The organism is Mesorhizobium sp. 131-3-5, assembly GCF_016756575.1.
GTDB lineage: Bacteria > Pseudomonadota > Alphaproteobacteria > Rhizobiales > Rhizobiaceae > Mesorhizobium > Mesorhizobium jarvisii.
The window spans coordinates 5,099,421-5,115,512 of record NZ_AP023254.1; the positions used below are offsets into that span (position 1 = coordinate 5,099,421).

Sequence of the window (16,092 nt, forward strand, 5' to 3'; positions counted from 1 at the left end):
GCTCTACCTCTCCACCAGCGCCATTCTGGCGTTGACCACGTTCATGACGGCGGAGGTCACCAGGCTGAGTATGAGATAGGCGATCATCATGATCAGCACGCCTTCGACCGCCTGTCCGGTCTGGTTCAGCACCGTGCCGGCGGTCGCCGTCAGGTCGGGATAGCCGATGGCGATCGCCAGCGAGGAGTTCTTGGTCAGGTTGAGATACTGGCTGGTCAGCGGCGGGATGACGATACGCATGGCCTGCGGCACCACAACCAGCCGCAAGATCGACCCGGACCGCAGCCCAAGTGCCGCGGCCGCCTCGGTCTGGCCCTTGCTGACGCCCCTGATGCCGGCGCGCACGATTTCGGCGATGAAGGCGGCCGTGTAGCAGGACAGCGCCAGATAGAGCGACAGGAACTCCGGCTTGACCTGAAAGCCGCCGGTCAGATTGAAGGTCGATTGTTTGGGAAGATCAAAGCTGAGCGGAAAGCCGCTCAGCACATAGGCGAGCACCGGCAGGCCGACGATCAGCGCCACCGAGGTCCAGAACACCGGAAATTGCTGGCCGGTCGCCATCTGCCGCTGACGCGCCGTGCGGGCGACGAACCAGGCCATGGCGATGCCGACAAGGAGGGCGACGAAGATCAGCCAGGAACCCTCGCCCCAGACTGCGCGGGGAAAGTAGAAGCCGCGCTGGTTGAGGAAGGAGCCGAAGGGCAGATGATAGCTGTCACGCGGCGCCGGCAGCACGGCAAGCACGCCGGAATACCAGAAGAAGATGACCAGCAGCGGCGGGATGTTGCGGAAGATCTCGACATAGACCGTGCAGATCTTCTGGATCAGCCAGTTCTGCGACAGGCGGCCGATGCCGATGACGAAGCCGATGATTGTGGCGGTGATGATGCCGGCCACGGCGACGATGATGGTGTTGATCAGGCCGACGACGATGGCGCGGCCATAGGTCGAGTCCGACGTATAGGCGATCGGCGTATCCGAAATGTCGAACCCGGCTCTGCCCCTCAGAAAACCGAAGCCGGAAGCGATGTGCAGGCGCTGCAGATTGTCGATGACGTTCTGCACGATCCACCAGACGGAGCCGAACAGAACGATGACGACCAGCGTCTGGAAGAAGAGACTGCGTATCTTCGGGTCATTGATGAAGGAAGCCCTGCTGGACTCCTCGCGAAGAACTTCCTGCGATGCCATGTGCCCGTCCCCTGAAAAGAGAAACCGGAAGGCAGATATCTGCCTTCCGGATCACATTTCGGTCAGCGGATCGGCGGAGCGTATTGCAGGCCGCCCTTGGTCCACAGCGCATTGATGCCGCGCGCGATCTTGAGCGGGCTGCCCGAGCCGACATTGCGATCGAACATTTCGCCGTAATTGCCGACGGCCTTGACGATATTGACGACCCAGTCATTGGAGACGCCGAGATCGGTGCCGATCTTGGTGTCGGCTTCCTGGCCGAGAACGCGCTTGATCTCCGGGCTGGCCGAGTTCTTCATTTCATCGACATTGGCCTTTGTGATGCCGAGTTCCTCGGCGTCAAGCAGCGCGAAATACGTCCACTTGACGATGTGGTACCACTGGTCGTCGCCTTGGCGCACCGCCGGTCCGAGCGGCTCCTTGGAGATGATCTCGGGCAGCACGACGTGATCGGCCGGCGAGCCCAGCGTCAGGCGGATACCGTAAAGGCCCGACTGGTCCGTGGTGTAGACATCGCAGCGGCCGGCGTCATAGGCGGCGTTGACCTCTTCGAGCTTCTCGAAGACGACCGGATTGTACTCCATCTTGTTCGCCTTGAAGTAGTCGGCGAGGTTGAGCTCGGTGGTGGTGCCGCTCTGCACGCACACGGCCGCGCCCGAGAGCTGGAGCGCCGAATTGACGCCAGGCAGCTTCTTGGCGTTGATCATGAAGCCCTGGCCGTCATAGTAGGTCGTGCCGATAAAATTCAGGCCAAGCGCCGTGTCGCGATTGATGGTCCAGGTGGTGTTGCGCGACAGGATGTCGACCTCGCCGGACTGCAGCGCGGTGAAGCGCTCCTTGGCGCTGAGCGGGGTGAACTTGACCTTGGTGCCGTCACCGAAGACGGCGGCCGCGACAGCGCGGCAGAAATCCGCGTCGATGCCCTGCCAGTCACCCTTGTCGTCGGGCGCCGAGAAACCGGCCAGACCCGTCGAGACACCGCATTGGATGAAGCCCTTCGCCTTGACGGTGTCGAGCGTCGTCGCCGACGCGGCCGACCCCATAAACCCGAGCGTAGCGGCGCCAAGGATGCCGATAGCAATATGTTTCATGACCCACAGACCCTTTTCTGTTTTCAGGCAAAACCTGATCTTTTTTCCCGTGTGAACGCAGCTCCCATTCCAGCCCATTCCCGGAATCCCGCATCGTAAGCGACGCGCCGCCTCCCATTCACGAACAGCATCGAAGGCGATAATTCCTGTGAGGTCAAGGGAAATGACCGAATCCGAACGTCTTTGAAAATCGATTGCCTGAAATGCCCGAATTGCAGACAAACGCAGCCGCAATTTAGTCACGGCGCTAATAAAGTCGGCAAAGCGCATTCATCGCAAATGCGGGTCAGCGGCGAAATCCATAACTGGCACGAGCTTGGCGTCCCTGATCTGGATACCGGATGAATTGGCAAGTCCGAAGACTGTCATCGGATCTGCGCCGTCAAAGTGCGCGAGACATCAACCACACGCCGGCGGCCACCATCAGCGCGCCCGAAATGCGCGAGATCAACGGCCCGCTCGTAGCCATCTTTTCCAGGAGAACGAGGATGGCGATACCGGCAATCCACAGGATGTTCATGACGCCGCCGACGAACAGCAGGGCCATCAGCGCCCAGCAGCAGCCCAGACAATAGAGGCCGTGGTCGACACCTAGCCGAATCGCGCCGACCGGCGCGGAACGGAACCCGCCATGGCTCATCAGGAACCCGATCGGCCCCTGACATTGGCGCAAGCAGACGCCCTTGATCGGCGTCCATTGATAGAGGCCGGCGGCGATCAGGACGAGGCCGCCGAGGATCGTGCTGTCGGTCGCCATCGAGGGGTCGAGCAGGGCCAGGCGGCCGAGCAGCCATTGCGCGACGGTCGCGGCGATGCTGAAGACGATCCAGACGGTGAGATAGCCGGTAAAAAACCATCCGGTCGAAGCGATGGGGCGGCCATCCGCCTGCGCCTTGCGGCCGATGCCGGCATAGAGCAGCAGCAGCGGCGCGACCGAAGGCGTCATCATGCCGACCATCATCACCGCCCACATGGTGAAGATGAAGGCGAAATCGGCGGGTGCCCAGGCCCGGAAACCGGGCGCCACGGCGGCGCCCATATCCATGCCACCCATGTCGATATTCGACATGTCCATTGCGGCCATATCGCCGCTCGCTCCAGCCGGCATCGGGGATGTGGGCATGGCCATGTCGATGGCGAGCCACAGCACATAGGCCCAGGCGAGCACCGCAATCACGACGATCGCGGTCATCACGACCGTGCGGTCGCGCCGCAGCACCGCCTCTAAGGCCGTGTCGCCCATTGGATCAGCTCAATGGACGACGCCGCTCTGCGTGAGATGCAGATTGGCAAAATGACTGTGCGTATCGGCCACCTCGAACTTGATCGGGCCTGTCGCCTTGGTCCAGCCGCGCCCGATCTCGGCCATTGCGTATTCGGAGCCGTGCGGCAGGTCGATGCGTGCCCGATGCTCGGCGCCGGTGACCGGATTCTTGATCGGCTCGCCATGACCGTCGGCTACGCCCTCGACATGCAGGCGTCCGGTTCGCGCGTCGACGTCGACCTCGAAGTCGATCGGGGCAAAGATCGGGTCATGGAATTTCTCCAGCGTGGTCGAGAAGACCTCGAATATAGTCGCGCCTGGTTCGGTGTCCTGTCCGCCGAGTATGCGAAGCAGCGCTTCACGCTGGGCCTCGCTCGCCCTCTCGTCGACAACCACCGCTGCTTCGCCGCCGCCCTGATGGATGGCGCCGGGCCAGCGGAAAATCCCGACGAGCCGCAATCCATCAAGTTTGGTGGCTCCGTGATGCCCGCTCTCGATTTCGATGCCGGTAACCGCCTGACAGAAGCCGTGTGTGGGCATGGCGTTGAACTGGCATGGGCAGCCATAGGCGCAATTGCAGTTGACGAATTCGCGCGCCTTCATTGTCCATTTGACTTTGGCCATGGCATTCCTCCCCTTGCCGCGCTCTGTGAGCGCGATACCCGGACCGGGGGGATCAGGAGGTAACCGGCCAAAAACCGTCCGGCAGCATCTGATCGAGGCAATCCGGCGATTAATATTAGAAATCTATTATATATGTTTCATAGCAGCCTACAATAGGTTGACCGGGGCACGATCGGCTCCGCCGACAATCATTGCCGCCCCTTGGCCGGCCCGTTTCAGGGCCTCGCCACAATGCCGTTCAGCCGGAGAATTGGCATATTCGAAGTCTATCCTTGGCGAAGGCTGGGCTGTTGCGCGGTCCACGACGCCGCACTATGGCTAGCGCCTTGTCAAACAAGGCGAAGACGAAGAATGGCTAAGGACGGCAACGAGCAGGGTTTCGGCAAAATGGGCATCAACACGCGGTTGGCCCATTCGGGCAACAACCCTCACGACTATTTCGGCTTCGTCAATCCGCCTGTCGTGCACGCCTCGACCGTGCTGTTCCGCAACGCCGCCGCAATGGCTGGCCGCAGCCAGAAATACACCTACGGCACGCGCGGCACGCCGACGACGGACGCCCTTGCCCAGGCCATCGACGCCCTGGAGGGATCCGCCGGCACGATCGTGGTGCCGTCGGGCCTTGCGGCGGTGACCATTCCGCTGCTCGCCTTCGTATCGGCCGGCGATCACCTGCTGATTGTCGACAGCGTCTACCATCCGACCCGTAATTTCGCCGACACGATGCTGAAGCGGCTCGGCGTCGAGGTGGAGTACTATGATCCTCGTATCGGCGCTGGCATCGCCGCCTTGATCAAGCCCAACACCAAGGTGGTGTTCACGGAATCGCCGGCCTCCAATACGTTCGAGGTGCAGGACATCCCGGCGATCGCCAAGGCGGTGCACGCGGCCGGCGCTATCGTGATGATGGACAACACCTGGGCGACGCCGCTCTATTTCCGGCCGCTCGACCACGGCGTCGACATCTCTATCCACGCGGCGACGAAGTATCCGGCCGGCCATTCCGACGTGCTGCTGGGCACGGTCTCGGCCAATGAGAGCCACTGGGAGCAGCTCTACGAGAGCTTCTGCACGCTCGGCTGCTGCGCGGGACCCGACGATGTCTACCAGGTGCTGCGCGGTCTGCGCACCATGGGCGTGCGCCTTGAGCATCACCAGCGCAGCGCGCTGGCCATCGCGTCGTGGCTCGAAGGCCAGAAGGGCGTGGCGCGCGTGCTCCACCCTGCCCTTCCCAGCCACCGGGACCACGATCTGTGGAAGCGCGACTTTTGCGGTTCGAGCGGCATCTTTTCCATCGTGCTCGCCGGCGGCGGCCAGAAGGAGCAGCACGCTTTCCTCGACGCGCTCAGGATATTCGGCCTCGGCTATTCCTGGGGCGGCTATGAGAGCCTTGCGGTGCCGGTCTGGCTTGGCGACCGCGTCGTTGCAAAGGGCCCTTATGAAGGCCCGTTGATCCGCCTGCAGATCGGTCTCGAGGATGTAGACGACCTGAAAGCCGACATTTTGCGCGGTCTGGCCGCAGCGACGGCCTAACCGGCGCACGGACCGACTGCCGGGCAGAATCAGCAGACAGCCGCAAGGCCTTGGCGCTGATGACAAAGCGCGAGCCGCTCGCGGCATCCCATTGCTGCGCGTCGCGCAATACTATTCTCCCGGGCCGCTGCTTTCGGGATTTGTTTGACTTTCAAATCCGCGGGTTCTGCCGCATTGCGTGCTGCACTGGTACCCTCGTCCAATCCCATTTGGTCACAACCCTGCCATGGCCTTTCGTCTTTTTGTCCCCATCCTTGCCGGCGCGACGCTGCGAGAGCGGCTGCTGGCCTGTATCGGCGCCACGATCGGCATCGCGCTGACCGGCGTGATCAGCGGGCTGGCAATGGGCGGCGGCCCGCATGTGGCCCTGCTGGTGGCGCCGATGGGCGCCTCGGCCGTACTTCTCTTCGCCGTGCCCGCGAGCCCGTTGGCGCAGCCCTGGTCGATCATCGGCGGCAATTCCATATCGGCGCTGGTGGGCGTGACGGTGGCGCATTTCATCCATGATCCGGTCATGGCCTCGGGCCTTGCCGTGGCGCTCGCCATCGCGGCCATGTCGTTCACGCGCTGCCTGCATCCGCCGGGCGGCGCGGCGGCGCTGACGGCGGTGCTCGGCGGGCCGGCCGTAGTCAGCGCCGGCTTCCTGTTTCCGTTCGTGCCGGTGGCCCTGAATTCGATCATCCTGGTCACGCTCGGCCTGCTTTTCCACAGGCTGGCGCGGCGCAACTACCCGCATGTCGCCGCCCCCGCAGCCAACAGCCACGGGACGGCCGATCCGCCGGCGCAGCAGCGCGTCGGCTTCCAGCCCGAGGATATCGACGCGGCGCTGACCACGCTCGACGAAACCTTCGACATCGACCGCAACGACCTCGAACGGCTCCTGAGGCAAGTCGAGCTGCAGGCCATGGTGCGCTCATACCGGACGCTGCTTTGCCAGGACATCATGTCCCGCGACGTGGTTTCGGTGCCCGAGCAGGCCACCGCCGACGAGGCGCGCCAGCAACTGCTCGATCACAACATCCGCACCTTGCCGGTGGTCGGCGCGGATGCAAGGCTGGTTGGCGCCGTCGGCCTGCGGGAGCTGACGAAGGCGACCGATACGGTGAAGGGCGTGATGTCGAAGGCCGGCACGGCTTCGCCCGAGACACCGGCGATGAGCCTGCTTCCCTTATTGACCGACGGCCGCAGCCACGCCGTGGTCATCGTCGACGGTGAGCGGCGCATTCTCGGCCTGATCACCCAGACCGACCTTCTGGCGGCGGCAGCGCGCGTGCAGGCCGCAGACAAAGGACTGGCGGCGGCTTAAAATAGCGGAGCCAGGTTGCCGAAATTCGGGAACCTTTTTTCGGCGGGCGCGTCCAACGTGCAGTCAAGCGTCTGCTCGGGGAGATCCGGTCGCGATGAGCAAGCTCGCAATACCCGTCAAAATGCCCGGGGTGGCGGAGGCTCTTTCCGGCGACTTGATGCTTGTACAGCGAGCCCTGGCGCGCGACGCGGGCGCCTTCCGCACGATCATCAAGACATACAACCAGCGGCTCTACCGCATCGCGCGCGGAATACTGCGCAACGACGCCGAAGCCGAGGACGTCGTCCAGGAGGCCTATGTCCGCGCCTTCGCCAATCTGGCGACATTTCGCGGCGACTCTTCGCTCGCCACCTGGCTGTCGCGCATCGTCATCAACGAAGCGCTCGGCCGCCTGCGCAAGAGGCGCCGCACCGTGGCGATGCCCGAAAATCCGGAAGCGCAAATCATCCGCTTTCCCCTCAACCCCAGCGACGACCCGGAGCGGACGATGGCGCAGCGGCAGATTCTCGCACTTGTCGAACGGGCGACCGACAGCCTTCCCGACATCTACCGCATGGTCTTCGTGGCCCGCGTCATCGAGGGCCTGAGCATGGAGGAAACCGCCGATCTGCTCGGCGTGCGGCCGGAGACCGTCAAGACAAGGCTGCACCGGGCGCGTAGCCTGTTGCGCAAGGCGCTGGACGACGAGATCGGCCCGGTCCTGCTCGACGCCTTCCCCTTCGCCGGCCGCCGCTGCGAGCGGTTGACCAAGGCCGTGATGGGGCGGCTGGGCCTGGAATGATCCCGTCGCGATTTTGCGGGAACGTTTTTCCCGGCCGCGCATCCAATCGACGTCAACTGGAAATGTAAGCCCGGCGCTTCCTCGCGGCCGGGCGAAGGAGGATGCCATGTTCACCCGATATACCGCCGCCCTTGCCGCCCTGCTTTTCGTCAGCGCTGCTCCGTTCGCGCAGGCCGCGGACAAGCCGACCGACCCGCAGATCGCCCATATCGCCTACACAGCCGGCGTCCTCGACATCGAGGCGGCCAAGCAGGCGATCAAGACATCGAAGAACAAGGAGGTCGTCGCCTTCGCCAAGGACATGGAGCGCGACCATGAGGCGGTGAACAAGCAGGCGCTCGATCTGGTCAAAAAGCTCAAGGTGAAGCCCGAGGACAACGCCACCAGCCAGGCGCTGACCAAGGCGGCGGAAGAAGAACACGCCAAACTCGCCAAGCTGAAGGGCGCGGCTTTCGACAAGGCCTATATCGAGAATGAAGTCGCCTATCACAAGCAGGTCAATGGCGCGCTCGAAACGCTGCTCATCCCTTCGGCCAGCAATGCCGAATTGAAGAGCCTGCTCGAGACCGGCCTCAAGATCTTCCAGGGGCATGAGCAGCACGCCGAACATGTCGCCGGCATGCTGAAATGAAAGCGGGCGCCTTGATCCATCTGCCATGGGTGGCCGCTCTGACGCTTATGGCGGCGCCGGCGGCGGCCGCAACCATAGAGGTCACCATCGACAAGCTCGTCTTTTCGCCGGCGACCGTCGAGGCGAAGGTCGGCGACACGATCGAGTGGGTCAACATGGACGTGTTTGCCCATACGGCCACCGTCAAGGGCGGCTGGGAGGTGATGATCCCGCCGAAGAAATCGGCGAGCCTGACACTGAAGGCGGCGGGAGCGGTCGACTATTTCTGCCGCTTCCACCCCAACATGAAGGGTCATGTGAACGTGGCGCCGTGATGCCATCGAGGGCTGGCGGCGCAGAGCCGCCAGCTTCACGGCGTCGGTCCAATTTTTGCAGAAGCCGTCGCTGCTAATCGTGATGCGCCTTGACGCGGTGACGATGCGCGGCCTGCTTTGCCCGGTTGCCGCACTGCGCCATGCTGCACCAGCGGCGCCGATGGCCGCGGGTGTGGTCGACGAACAGCAGCGTGCAGGCCGGACCCTCGCAGGCTTTCACATGTGAGAAATCCTCGCTGCAGACGAACCGCGCCAGCGCTTCGCCGATCGGCAGCAGAAGCGCCTCGGGCGAGCGCCATTTGCGGGCCATCTGAAGCCGATAAGGAATCTCGCTACCCGCAGGCATGTCCTTATCGGCTAGGACGACGATCCGGGTAAAGCTCTCGTCGCGCTCGAGCAGGCGGTTGAGCGGCTCCAATTGCGCAAGATCCTGCGCGGCCAGCGGACGCCCCTTATGTTCGCGCACGAACCCGCGAAACCATTCCCTTAGGCGGCGTGCCTGGTCGGCGACCTTGTCGAGTTCGCCCGGGAGAGCTTGCTTGCGCATGTCTCCAAGCGCTTCGGACGGCGCCAGCCGCGCCTGTTCGACCCAATCCAGCAACCCCTCGCCATCCTTGATCCAGTCGACAGGGGTATCGAGCGGCGTCGCGATCGAATTGAGGAAATCCAGGCCGAGCGCGTCACCGACAAAGATCGCAGGGGTCATCGTAACTCCAATCGCGCATCGGTCCCGCCGAGCGCCCTGAACACAAATCAGTGATAACCCCTTCAAGGCCAATTGACAAGTTACGTTCATATCCCGTAACCGTTCTATATGTGTTTATCAGGTTACTCAACAACTCGACCCAAAAAGAGCCAGCGCGTCCCCGCGAGATGCGAACCTGAGCCCCATAAGGGGGCTTGCCAACCTCAATCGCGATAACCTTCCCAATGCCGATTTTTCGGTTACAGCAATGGAGAGAACCATGACCGCCTACCGCAATGCCGATGTCGACGGCTTCAACATCTTCTATCGCGAAGCCGGCACACCAGGCGCACCGAAACTGTTGCTGCTGCATGGCTTCCCGAGCTCGAGCCACATGTTCCGCGACCTCATTCCGCTGCTTGCCGACCGCTTCCATATCGTAGCGCCCGACCTGCCGGGATTCGGCCGCTCCGACATGCCGGCGCGCAGAACATTTGCTTATACGTTCGACCACATTGCCGAAATCATCGACCGCTTCACCGAAGTGGTCGGCTTCGACCGTTATGCGCTCTACGTGTTCGACTATGGCGCGCCGACGGGCTTCCGGCTGGCGGTGAAGCACCCCGAGCGCATCGCCGCGATCATCTCGCAGAACGGCAACGCCTATGAGGAAGGCCTGAGCGGTGGCTGGAACCCCATCCGCGCCTATTGGCACGACCCGTCGCCGGCCAACCGCGAGGCGTTGCGCCCTACCTTCAAGCCGGACGCGATCGCCTGGCAGTACACGCATGGCGCGCCGGCGGATCTGATCTCGCCCGACGGTCATTCGCTCGACAGCTTCTATTTCAGCCGGCCGGACGCCGAGGAAGTGCAGCTCGACCTGTTCGGCGACTACAAGAGCAATGTCGCCCTTTACCCCGCCTTCCAGGCCTATTTCCGCACCCACAAGCCACCGTTCCTGGCGGTGTGGGGCAAGAACGATCCATTCTTCCTGCCGCCCGGCGCCGAAGCGTTCAAGCGCGACATGCCGGACGCGGTGGTGCGTTTGCTCGACACCGGCCATTTCGCACTGGAAACGCATGCCAGCGAGATCGCCAAAGCGATCCTCGATTTCCTGCATTGACCTGAAAAGAGGAGACTTGCCATGTCGAATTCCGTCGCCATCGTCACCGGTGCCAGCCAGGGCATCGGCCAGGCCATCGCCATCCGGCTGGCGCGGGATTTCTCAGGCCTTGTGTTGGTCGCGCGCAGCCGCTCAAAGCTCGAAGAAACCGCCGAGGCCGTTAGGGTAGCGGGCGCGAAAACGCTGGTCATCGATGCCGATCTTGCCCGGCCCGAAGCCGCCAAGGCGGTGGTCGATCAGGCGCTCGCCGCCTTCGGCCGCATCGATGCGCTGCTCAACATCGCCGGTGCCGTGCCGCAGATTGACCTGTTCGACATGTGCGACGAGCAGTGGGATGCCGGCCTGGCGCTGAAACTGCACGGCGCCCGCCGGCTTACCGTCGCGGCGTGGCCGGCGCTGAAAGCCGCCAAGGGCGCCGTGGTGCTGATGTCGGGCAATTCGGCACTGTTTCCCAAGGCGCCCTATGCCGCCGTCGGCACGATCAATGCGGCCATCGTCGCGCTGGCCAAGGCCTTCTCCGACCGCGGCATCGCCGACGGCGTGCAGGTCAACAGTGTGTTGCCCGGTCCGGTGATGACCGGCCGCCGGCGCTCCTATCTCGAACACTGGGCGCAGCTGCACAAGGTGAGCGTCGAGGAGGCGACGGCCAACTTCCCGAGAGAAGCCGGCATTGCCCGCTACGGCGAGCCGGAAGAGATCGCCGAGCTGATGGCCTTCCTGGTGTCACCCGCCGCGCGCTGGATGACCGGCTCGACGCTGCGCATGGATGGCGGCGAAGTGAAATCGATCTGAGGAGGATGGCATGATTGCCTGGAACAGCGTGACCCGCGCCCATGTCATGCGGGCGATGGAAGAGTATGACCGGCTGGGGCCTGAGCGCTTCTTCGCCGAGCATGGCTTTGCCCCGACCACGACCTACGAGCTGGTGGCAGACAACCGCCTCTATCCACCTAAGGCGATCCTCGGCACTGCCTACGAATTCGCCACCGGCAAGAGGCTGGCATCGGGTGACTTCGAGGGCGGCAAGAGCGGCGCGGTGAAAGTGCTGGGGCAGTTGGGGTTCATCGTCAGGGCGAAGTGACGGCCGTCAGGCAGCGACGCTGCACCTCGACATGACGCCTCATCTCGACGCTTTGGCCTGCCCCGCAACCTGGTCGAGCCGCAGCGAGGCGCGCCTTGCCTCGTCCGGCCTTGTGATATGCGTCCAGGAGCCGTCGTAGCTGGGCCTGCGCCGCTCGATCCAGGCGGCAAGGCCTTCCCTGAGATCGGCGGTCGGGGCCATGCGGGCGAATTGCTCGGCCTCGATCAACAGCCCTTCGGCGATGCTGACGTTGATGCCGCGGGCCACCGCGGTGAGAATGCCGGCGAGCGCTGCCGGCGAATGCGTGACGATGCGACGGGCAAGATCGTGCGCTGCCGGCATCAGCTCGGCATGCGGCACAATCTTGTTGACGAGGCCGAGTTCGGCCGCTCGTTCAGCCGAAAAGGCTGCGCCCGTCAAAAGCAGTTCCAAAGCGCGCTTGCGCCCGGCGAGCCGCGGCAGGCGCTGCGTGCCGCCGAAGGTCGGCGGCATTGCGAGGTTGATCTCCGGCTTGGCGAACAGGGCGCGGTCGCTGGCGATGGCCAGCGGCACGGCCTCGGTGATCTCGCAGCCTCCGCCGAAGGCAATCCCGTTGACGGCGGCGATGATGGGTTTGCGGAAGGCTTCGAGCCTTGCCGTCAGTCGCTGGCCGCGCAGGACGAAGTCGCGCAACGCCACATCCGTGCCTGCGGCGACACTCGATGAGAATTCGTTGATATCGCCGCCGGCGGAGAAGGCACGTTCCCCTGCCCCGGTCAGGATGACAGCGCGGACCGCATTGTCGGTCTCTATCGTGTCGAGAACCGCGAGCAGGCGATCGATCAGGGCATAATTCAGCGCGTTGAGCTTTTCCGGGCGGTTGAGGGTGAGAACGCTCACCCCGTCGCGGGCATCGTTCAGGATAAGATCGGCCATTGTTCTTCCTTTCCAGATACCACGGAAAGGGATCACGCTTTCGATTGCGTGTATATTCACTAGTCGGTATACATGCCTGATGCCTGAAGCCATCATCCCGACCCGCAAACGCATCGTCGATGCCGCCACAAAACTGTTCTATGCCGAAGGAATCGGTCGCGTCAGCGTCGACGCCGTCGCCGAAAAGGCAGGCCTCACCAAGCGGACGCTCTACTACCACTTCAAGAGCAAGGACGACCTGATCGCCGCCTATCTCGACGGGCGCGACCAGCCCAATCTGCGGCAGATGGCCGGCTGGTTCGATGTCGCGGAAGGCGGCGCGGACCGCAAGGTCGAGGCGATCTTCAGCAATCTGGCGCGGGTTGCGCGCCACCCGAAATGGAAGGGATGCGGCTTTCTGCGCACGGCCGCGGAACTCGCTTCGATGCCCGGCCATCCGGCGGTCAAGGTGGGGTCGCGCCACAAGTCGAATTTCGAGGCATGGCTGGCCGGCGCATTGTCCGACCACGGCGTCGAGGAGCCGCAGGCCGTGGCACGCGAGATCGTGCTTTTGATAGACGGCTCGTTCTCGATCATGCTGGTCCACCGCAATCCCGATTACATCGCGGCAGCCGGCCACGCCGCGGCGACGCTTGTTCGGGCGAGATCGCAGAACAAGGACTGACCAACCGTGGCTTGGAACGCAGCCGGCAAGCATGGTATCGCAATGCCAGGGAGGCGGTAATGCGTATCATCTTTCGATGTGATCCAATGTTGATCGAGCATTTGCCGCGCCCGATCCCGGCGCGCGGCGCTCTGCCGGAATGGCTGCGCGCCATGCCCGCCACCGCCTATTCGGCGATCCACGGCCGCGACATTCGCACGCTCAAGCAATGCCCACCCGTTGTCGATGCGATGACCTATGGCTTCATGGTCCTGCTGCCGTGCGACGTCGTCGTCGACAAGGGCACCTTTTCGTGGGACTGGCAAATTCCAGAACCGGTCACGCAGAACCACCCCAGAGCGCCATTGAGCTTCCACACGCCGGGGCAGCTCGCTGGCAGCCCGTTTGCTACGCCCGGCCAAGCCGCCCTCAAATTCAACAGCTTCTGGACCATCGAGGTCGAGGACGGCTGGTCGCTGTTCGCGACGCATCCAGTCAATCGCGAGGATCTTCCTTTCAGGCTGGTGACCGGCTTGGTGGATTCCGACCGGTTCAGCGATGGCGGTATCAATTTCCCGGCGGTCTGGACGGAACCTGGGTTCTCCGGTGTGCTCGCGAAAGGAACCCCGGTCGCACAGTGCTTTGCGGTTCCGCGGGCGGCGCCGCAGCTGGAATACGAGGTGTTCGACGAAGAACGGCAGGCGTCTTATGCGCGCACGGTCGCTAGTGTCCTGTCAACGCCTGGTGTCTACCGTAAGCGGTTCCGCGCCCGGCGGGGGCGCTCCACTGGCGAGTGAGCGACGCAGTGCTTCCTCATCAAGCCACAGCCGACCACTCGGTGCCGATGTAAGCGCCATGGCGATGACGCCGACCGTGGATGGGCGCAGACGATAGGCCGTTGAATACGCCAGCATCGCCCCATCGAGATCGCCAGTTTCCTGCAAGACGACGCCCAGATTGAAGGCAGCCTCCGGGGTATCGGGGCTCATTTCCAGCACGCGTCGATAGGCCTGGGCGGCGGCGCCGAACTTGCGCATGTCCTGACGCACCAAGCCGAGATCAAACCAGGCAGAAGGATGCCCGCCGCCGGCGACGGCGCGTTCGAGGAAGCCCTCTGCCTCGACAGACGCACCGCGTTGCCAGGCAAGGCGTCCGAGGCGCGCCGTAGCCTCCTCGGATTTCGGATCCCGTTGCAAGACAAGTGTCCACCATTCGCCCGCGGCCAAAGCATTGCCTGCCTGATCGAGGGTGCGTGCCCGCTCGATCAGTATTTCCGCCTGTGATGACAGCTTTGCCGCGCGATCCAGCTGTTGCAACGCTGCTTCGAACCGGCCGTCGGCCCGGGCAATCCTGCATGCGAGAATCAAGGCGGGCACATTATCCGCATGAGCAGCCAGACTCGTCTCGATGCGCGTGCGAGCCCCCGACAAATCCGCCCTGGCGAACAGGACCGCCGCCAGAAGATGGCAAAGCGCCGGATCGTTCGGGTGTTGCTTCAGGCCTAACTCGCACAGCCGCATTGCCTGGCCGTGATTGCCGGAATTGAAAGCGGCCACCGCACGTCGGATCAGATCGCCGCTTTCGGCTTGATTCGTATTCGTCACCGCTTTGCCACTCCCGCTAGAACCCCAGCGCCAGCCATGCCGTGCCGGCGACGAGCGTGACCAGCGTCAGCGGCAGGCCGACCTTGAAGAAGGCACCGAAGGACAAGGGGGTGCCGGCAGCCTTGGACTGCTCGGCGACGATCAGGTTGGCGACCGAGCCGAGCAGCGTGAAATTGCCGGCGAGCGTTGAACTCATCGCCACCACCAGCCATGCCCGCTCGGGGTTTTCCAGCCCAGGTATGAACGGTCGCAGCGCCAGCACCGCCGGAACATTGCTCATGATGTTGGAGAGCACCGCGGTGAAGCCTGACAGGCGCCAGACATCGTCGAGGCCGAGATTCTTGGCCGAGGCGATGAGATCCGGCGTCAGCAACGTCCTTTCGGCGCCGGCGACCACCACGAACAGACCGGCGAACATGAACAGCAGCGGGCCATCGATCTCACGGTAGATGCGGTCGGGCTTGATGGCGCGGGTGAGCAGGAGAATGGCGCCGCCGATCAATGCCGCCTTGGCAACGGGGACGCCGGCGAAGAAGGCGATGGCCAGCCCGATGCAGACGATCACGGCCTTCAGCACCTGCCCGCGATGCATGCGGCCGCGCGAGATATGCGGCGCCAATTCGGCGGTGCGGGTGAATTCGGCGCGATAGACAATGCGCACGATGACGATGACCGCGATGAGGCCGAACAGGGCGACCGGCGCCAGCGCCGCCGAAAAAGCGGGATAGGAAATGCCCGACAGCGCGCCGATAACCATGTTCTGCGGATTGCCGGTGATGGTGGCGACGCTGCCGCAGTTCGACGCGGTGGCGGTGGCGATCAGATAGGGGATCGGGTTGCGATTGATGACGCGAGTGACGTGCACGACGATCGGCGCCATGACCAGGCAGATGGCGTCGTTGACCAGGAAGGCCGACAGCACGCCGGTCAGCAGCGTCACCATCACCAGGAGCATGAAGGGCGCGTGCGCGTGTTCGATGGCGATGGCGCCCAGGCCACGAAAGGCGCCGGAGACCTTCAGATGCGCCACCACGATCATCATGCCGAGCAGAAGCGTGATCGTGTCGAAATTGATGGCGCGGTAGGCGTCCTCCATGCTGATCGCGCCAATGGCGATCATCGCGGCGCCGCCAAGCAGCGCGATACCCGCCCGGTCGAGACGCAGGCCGGGGATGCGGCCGATGGCGACGCCGGCATAGGTCAGGACCAGGATCAGCAGTGCCGCCGCGCCCATCAATGTCATTGGTAAGAAGCCCCGCTCGATCTGGTGGCGCCGATGCGGTCCGCCCGGTGATTCTTTTGCATG

At 63.7% G+C, this 16,092-nt stretch carries 18 protein-coding genes; 10 read left to right on the forward strand and 8 right to left on the reverse strand.

Annotated features, from left to right (window positions below; genetic code table 11):
• Positions 1–3 precede the first annotated feature (3 nt).
• From JG747_RS25070 to JG747_RS25085, 4 genes are all read right to left on the reverse strand, one after another.
• Positions 4–1,191 (reverse strand): amino acid ABC transporter permease, encoded by a 1,188-nt coding sequence (locus JG747_RS25070; RefSeq protein ID WP_038645989.1) that lies wholly within the window; start codon positions 1,189–1,191, stop codon positions 4–6.
• 62 nt (positions 1,192–1,253) lie between these two features.
• Positions 1,254–2,282, reverse strand: a complete 1,029-nt coding sequence (locus JG747_RS25075; protein ID WP_019857395.1) for an amino acid ABC transporter substrate-binding protein — start codon at positions 2,280–2,282, stop codon at positions 1,254–1,256.
• Between the two features lie 382 nt (positions 2,283–2,664).
• The gene (locus tag JG747_RS25080) at positions 2,665–3,525 is read right to left on the reverse strand and encodes a DUF2182 domain-containing protein (protein ID WP_038645987.1); all 861 of its coding nucleotides are present in this window, start codon (positions 3,523–3,525) and stop codon (positions 2,665–2,667) included.
• Between the two features lie 9 nt (positions 3,526–3,534).
• A complete protein-coding gene (locus tag JG747_RS25085; RefSeq protein WP_019857393.1) occupies positions 3,535–4,170 on the reverse strand; it encodes a DUF1326 domain-containing protein in 636 nt (211 codons plus the stop codon).
• A 351-nt stretch (positions 4,171–4,521) separates the two neighbouring features.
• On the opposite strand from JG747_RS25085, the gene JG747_RS25090 reads away from it, so the two are divergent.
• From JG747_RS25090 to JG747_RS25110, 5 genes are all read left to right on the forward strand, one after another.
• Entirely contained in the window at positions 4,522–5,703 is a 1,182-nt protein-coding gene (locus JG747_RS25090) for a cystathionine beta-lyase (RefSeq protein WP_202360263.1), read from the forward strand.
• 226 nt (positions 5,704–5,929) lie between these two features.
• The gene (locus JG747_RS25095; RefSeq protein ID WP_202360264.1) at positions 5,930–7,009 is read left to right on the forward strand and encodes an HPP family protein; all 1,080 of its coding nucleotides are present in this window, start codon (positions 5,930–5,932) and stop codon (positions 7,007–7,009) included.
• Between the two features lie 94 nt (positions 7,010–7,103).
• Positions 7,104–7,790, forward strand: coding sequence for an RNA polymerase sigma factor (locus tag JG747_RS25100; protein WP_202360265.1), 687 nt, complete (start codon positions 7,104–7,106; stop codon positions 7,788–7,790).
• A 106-nt stretch (positions 7,791–7,896) separates the two neighbouring features.
• A complete protein-coding gene (locus tag JG747_RS25105) occupies positions 7,897–8,421 on the forward strand; it encodes a DUF4142 domain-containing protein (RefSeq protein WP_202360266.1) in 525 nt (174 codons plus the stop codon).
• Complete coding sequence (locus JG747_RS25110; RefSeq protein ID WP_038645980.1) at positions 8,418–8,735, forward strand: cupredoxin domain-containing protein; 318 nt, start codon at positions 8,418–8,420, stop codon at positions 8,733–8,735. Before JG747_RS25105 ends, JG747_RS25110 begins: the two co-directional genes overlap by 4 nt.
• 73 nt (positions 8,736–8,808) lie before the next feature.
• On the opposite strand, the gene JG747_RS25115 is transcribed toward JG747_RS25110, so the two are convergent.
• Positions 8,809–9,441 carry a CGNR zinc finger domain-containing protein gene (locus tag JG747_RS25115; protein WP_202360267.1) on the reverse strand — a complete coding sequence of 211 codons (633 nt, stop codon included), beginning with the start codon at positions 9,439–9,441 and terminating at the stop codon, positions 8,809–8,811.
• A 259-nt stretch (positions 9,442–9,700) separates the two neighbouring features.
• Here JG747_RS25115 and JG747_RS25120 point away from each other — a divergent pair, with 259 nt between their 5' ends.
• Genes JG747_RS25120 through JG747_RS25130 form a run of 3 tightly spaced genes read left to right on the forward strand, consistent with a single transcriptional unit; the run spans position 9,701 to position 11,624 of the window.
• Entirely contained in the window at positions 9,701–10,543 is an 843-nt protein-coding gene (locus JG747_RS25120) for an alpha/beta fold hydrolase (RefSeq protein WP_202360268.1), read from the forward strand.
• Between the two features lie 21 nt (positions 10,544–10,564).
• On the forward strand, positions 10,565–11,335 hold the full coding sequence (locus JG747_RS25125; RefSeq protein WP_202360269.1) for an SDR family oxidoreductase: 771 nt from the start codon (positions 10,565–10,567) through the stop codon (positions 11,333–11,335).
• 10 nt (positions 11,336–11,345) lie between these two features.
• Positions 11,346–11,624 (forward strand): hypothetical protein, encoded by a 279-nt coding sequence (locus JG747_RS25130; protein ID WP_038645974.1) that lies wholly within the window; start codon positions 11,346–11,348, stop codon positions 11,622–11,624.
• A 39-nt stretch (positions 11,625–11,663) separates the two neighbouring features.
• Here JG747_RS25130 and JG747_RS25135 read toward each other — a convergent pair whose 3' ends face one another.
• The gene (locus JG747_RS25135; protein WP_202360270.1) at positions 11,664–12,539 is read right to left on the reverse strand and encodes a crotonase/enoyl-CoA hydratase family protein; all 876 of its coding nucleotides are present in this window, start codon (positions 12,537–12,539) and stop codon (positions 11,664–11,666) included.
• A 79-nt stretch (positions 12,540–12,618) separates the two neighbouring features.
• Here JG747_RS25135 and JG747_RS25140 point away from each other — a divergent pair, with 79 nt between their 5' ends.
• The gene (locus JG747_RS25140; protein ID WP_038645970.1) at positions 12,619–13,203 is read left to right on the forward strand and encodes a TetR/AcrR family transcriptional regulator; all 585 of its coding nucleotides are present in this window, start codon (positions 12,619–12,621) and stop codon (positions 13,201–13,203) included.
• Between the two features lie 59 nt (positions 13,204–13,262).
• Positions 13,263–13,979, forward strand: a complete 717-nt coding sequence (locus tag JG747_RS25145) for a hypothetical protein (RefSeq protein WP_027046692.1) — start codon at positions 13,263–13,265, stop codon at positions 13,977–13,979.
• Here JG747_RS25145 and JG747_RS25150 read toward each other — a convergent pair.
• Positions 13,917–14,786, reverse strand: a complete 870-nt coding sequence (locus JG747_RS25150) for a tetratricopeptide repeat protein (RefSeq protein WP_202360271.1) — start codon at positions 14,784–14,786, stop codon at positions 13,917–13,919. The two genes, JG747_RS25145 and JG747_RS25150, sit on opposite strands and share 63 nt — an antisense overlap.
• 16 nt (positions 14,787–14,802) lie before the next feature.
• On the reverse strand, positions 14,803–16,029 hold the full coding sequence (locus JG747_RS25155) for an anion transporter (protein WP_020628826.1): 1,227 nt from the start codon (positions 16,027–16,029) through the stop codon (positions 14,803–14,805).
• Positions 16,030–16,092 lie beyond the last annotated feature (63 nt).

Excerpts from the sequence above, each read along its gene's own strand:
- JG747_RS25080 (WP_038645987.1), bottom strand. The coding sequence starts at position 3,525 with ATGGGCGACACGGCCTTAGAGGCGGTGCTGCGGCGCGACCGCACGGTC.
- JG747_RS25145 (WP_027046692.1), top strand. The coding sequence starts at position 13,263 with ATGCGTATCATCTTTCGATGTGATCCAATGTTGATCGAGCATTTGCCG.
- JG747_RS25110 (WP_038645980.1), top strand. The coding sequence starts at position 8,418 with ATGAAAGCGGGCGCCTTGATCCATCTGCCATGGGTGGCCGCTCTGACG.
- JG747_RS25085 (WP_019857393.1), bottom strand. The coding sequence starts at position 4,170 with ATGGCCAAAGTCAAATGGACAATGAAGGCGCGCGAATTCGTCAACTGC.
- JG747_RS25130 (WP_038645974.1), top strand. The coding sequence starts at position 11,346 with ATGATTGCCTGGAACAGCGTGACCCGCGCCCATGTCATGCGGGCGATG.
- JG747_RS25075 (WP_019857395.1), bottom strand. The coding sequence starts at position 2,282 with ATGAAACATATTGCTATCGGCATCCTTGGCGCCGCTACGCTCGGGTTT.
- JG747_RS25115 (WP_202360267.1), bottom strand. The coding sequence starts at position 9,441 with ATGACCCCTGCGATCTTTGTCGGTGACGCGCTCGGCCTGGATTTCCTC.
- JG747_RS25125 (WP_202360269.1), top strand. The coding sequence starts at position 10,565 with ATGTCGAATTCCGTCGCCATCGTCACCGGTGCCAGCCAGGGCATCGGC.
- JG747_RS25090 (WP_202360263.1), top strand. The coding sequence starts at position 4,522 with ATGGCTAAGGACGGCAACGAGCAGGGTTTCGGCAAAATGGGCATCAAC.
- JG747_RS25135 (WP_202360270.1), bottom strand. The coding sequence starts at position 12,539 with ATGGCCGATCTTATCCTGAACGATGCCCGCGACGGGGTGAGCGTTCTC.
- JG747_RS25105 (WP_202360266.1), top strand. The coding sequence starts at position 7,897 with ATGTTCACCCGATATACCGCCGCCCTTGCCGCCCTGCTTTTCGTCAGC.
- JG747_RS25155 (WP_020628826.1), bottom strand. The coding sequence starts at position 16,029 with ATGACATTGATGGGCGCGGCGGCACTGCTGATCCTGGTCCTGACCTAT.
- JG747_RS25070 (WP_038645989.1), bottom strand. The coding sequence starts at position 1,191 with ATGGCATCGCAGGAAGTTCTTCGCGAGGAGTCCAGCAGGGCTTCCTTC.
- JG747_RS25140 (WP_038645970.1), top strand. The coding sequence starts at position 12,619 with ATGCCTGAAGCCATCATCCCGACCCGCAAACGCATCGTCGATGCCGCC.
- JG747_RS25120 (WP_202360268.1), top strand. The coding sequence starts at position 9,701 with ATGACCGCCTACCGCAATGCCGATGTCGACGGCTTCAACATCTTCTAT.
- JG747_RS25100 (WP_202360265.1), top strand. The coding sequence starts at position 7,104 with ATGAGCAAGCTCGCAATACCCGTCAAAATGCCCGGGGTGGCGGAGGCT.
- JG747_RS25095 (WP_202360264.1), top strand. The coding sequence starts at position 5,930 with ATGGCCTTTCGTCTTTTTGTCCCCATCCTTGCCGGCGCGACGCTGCGA.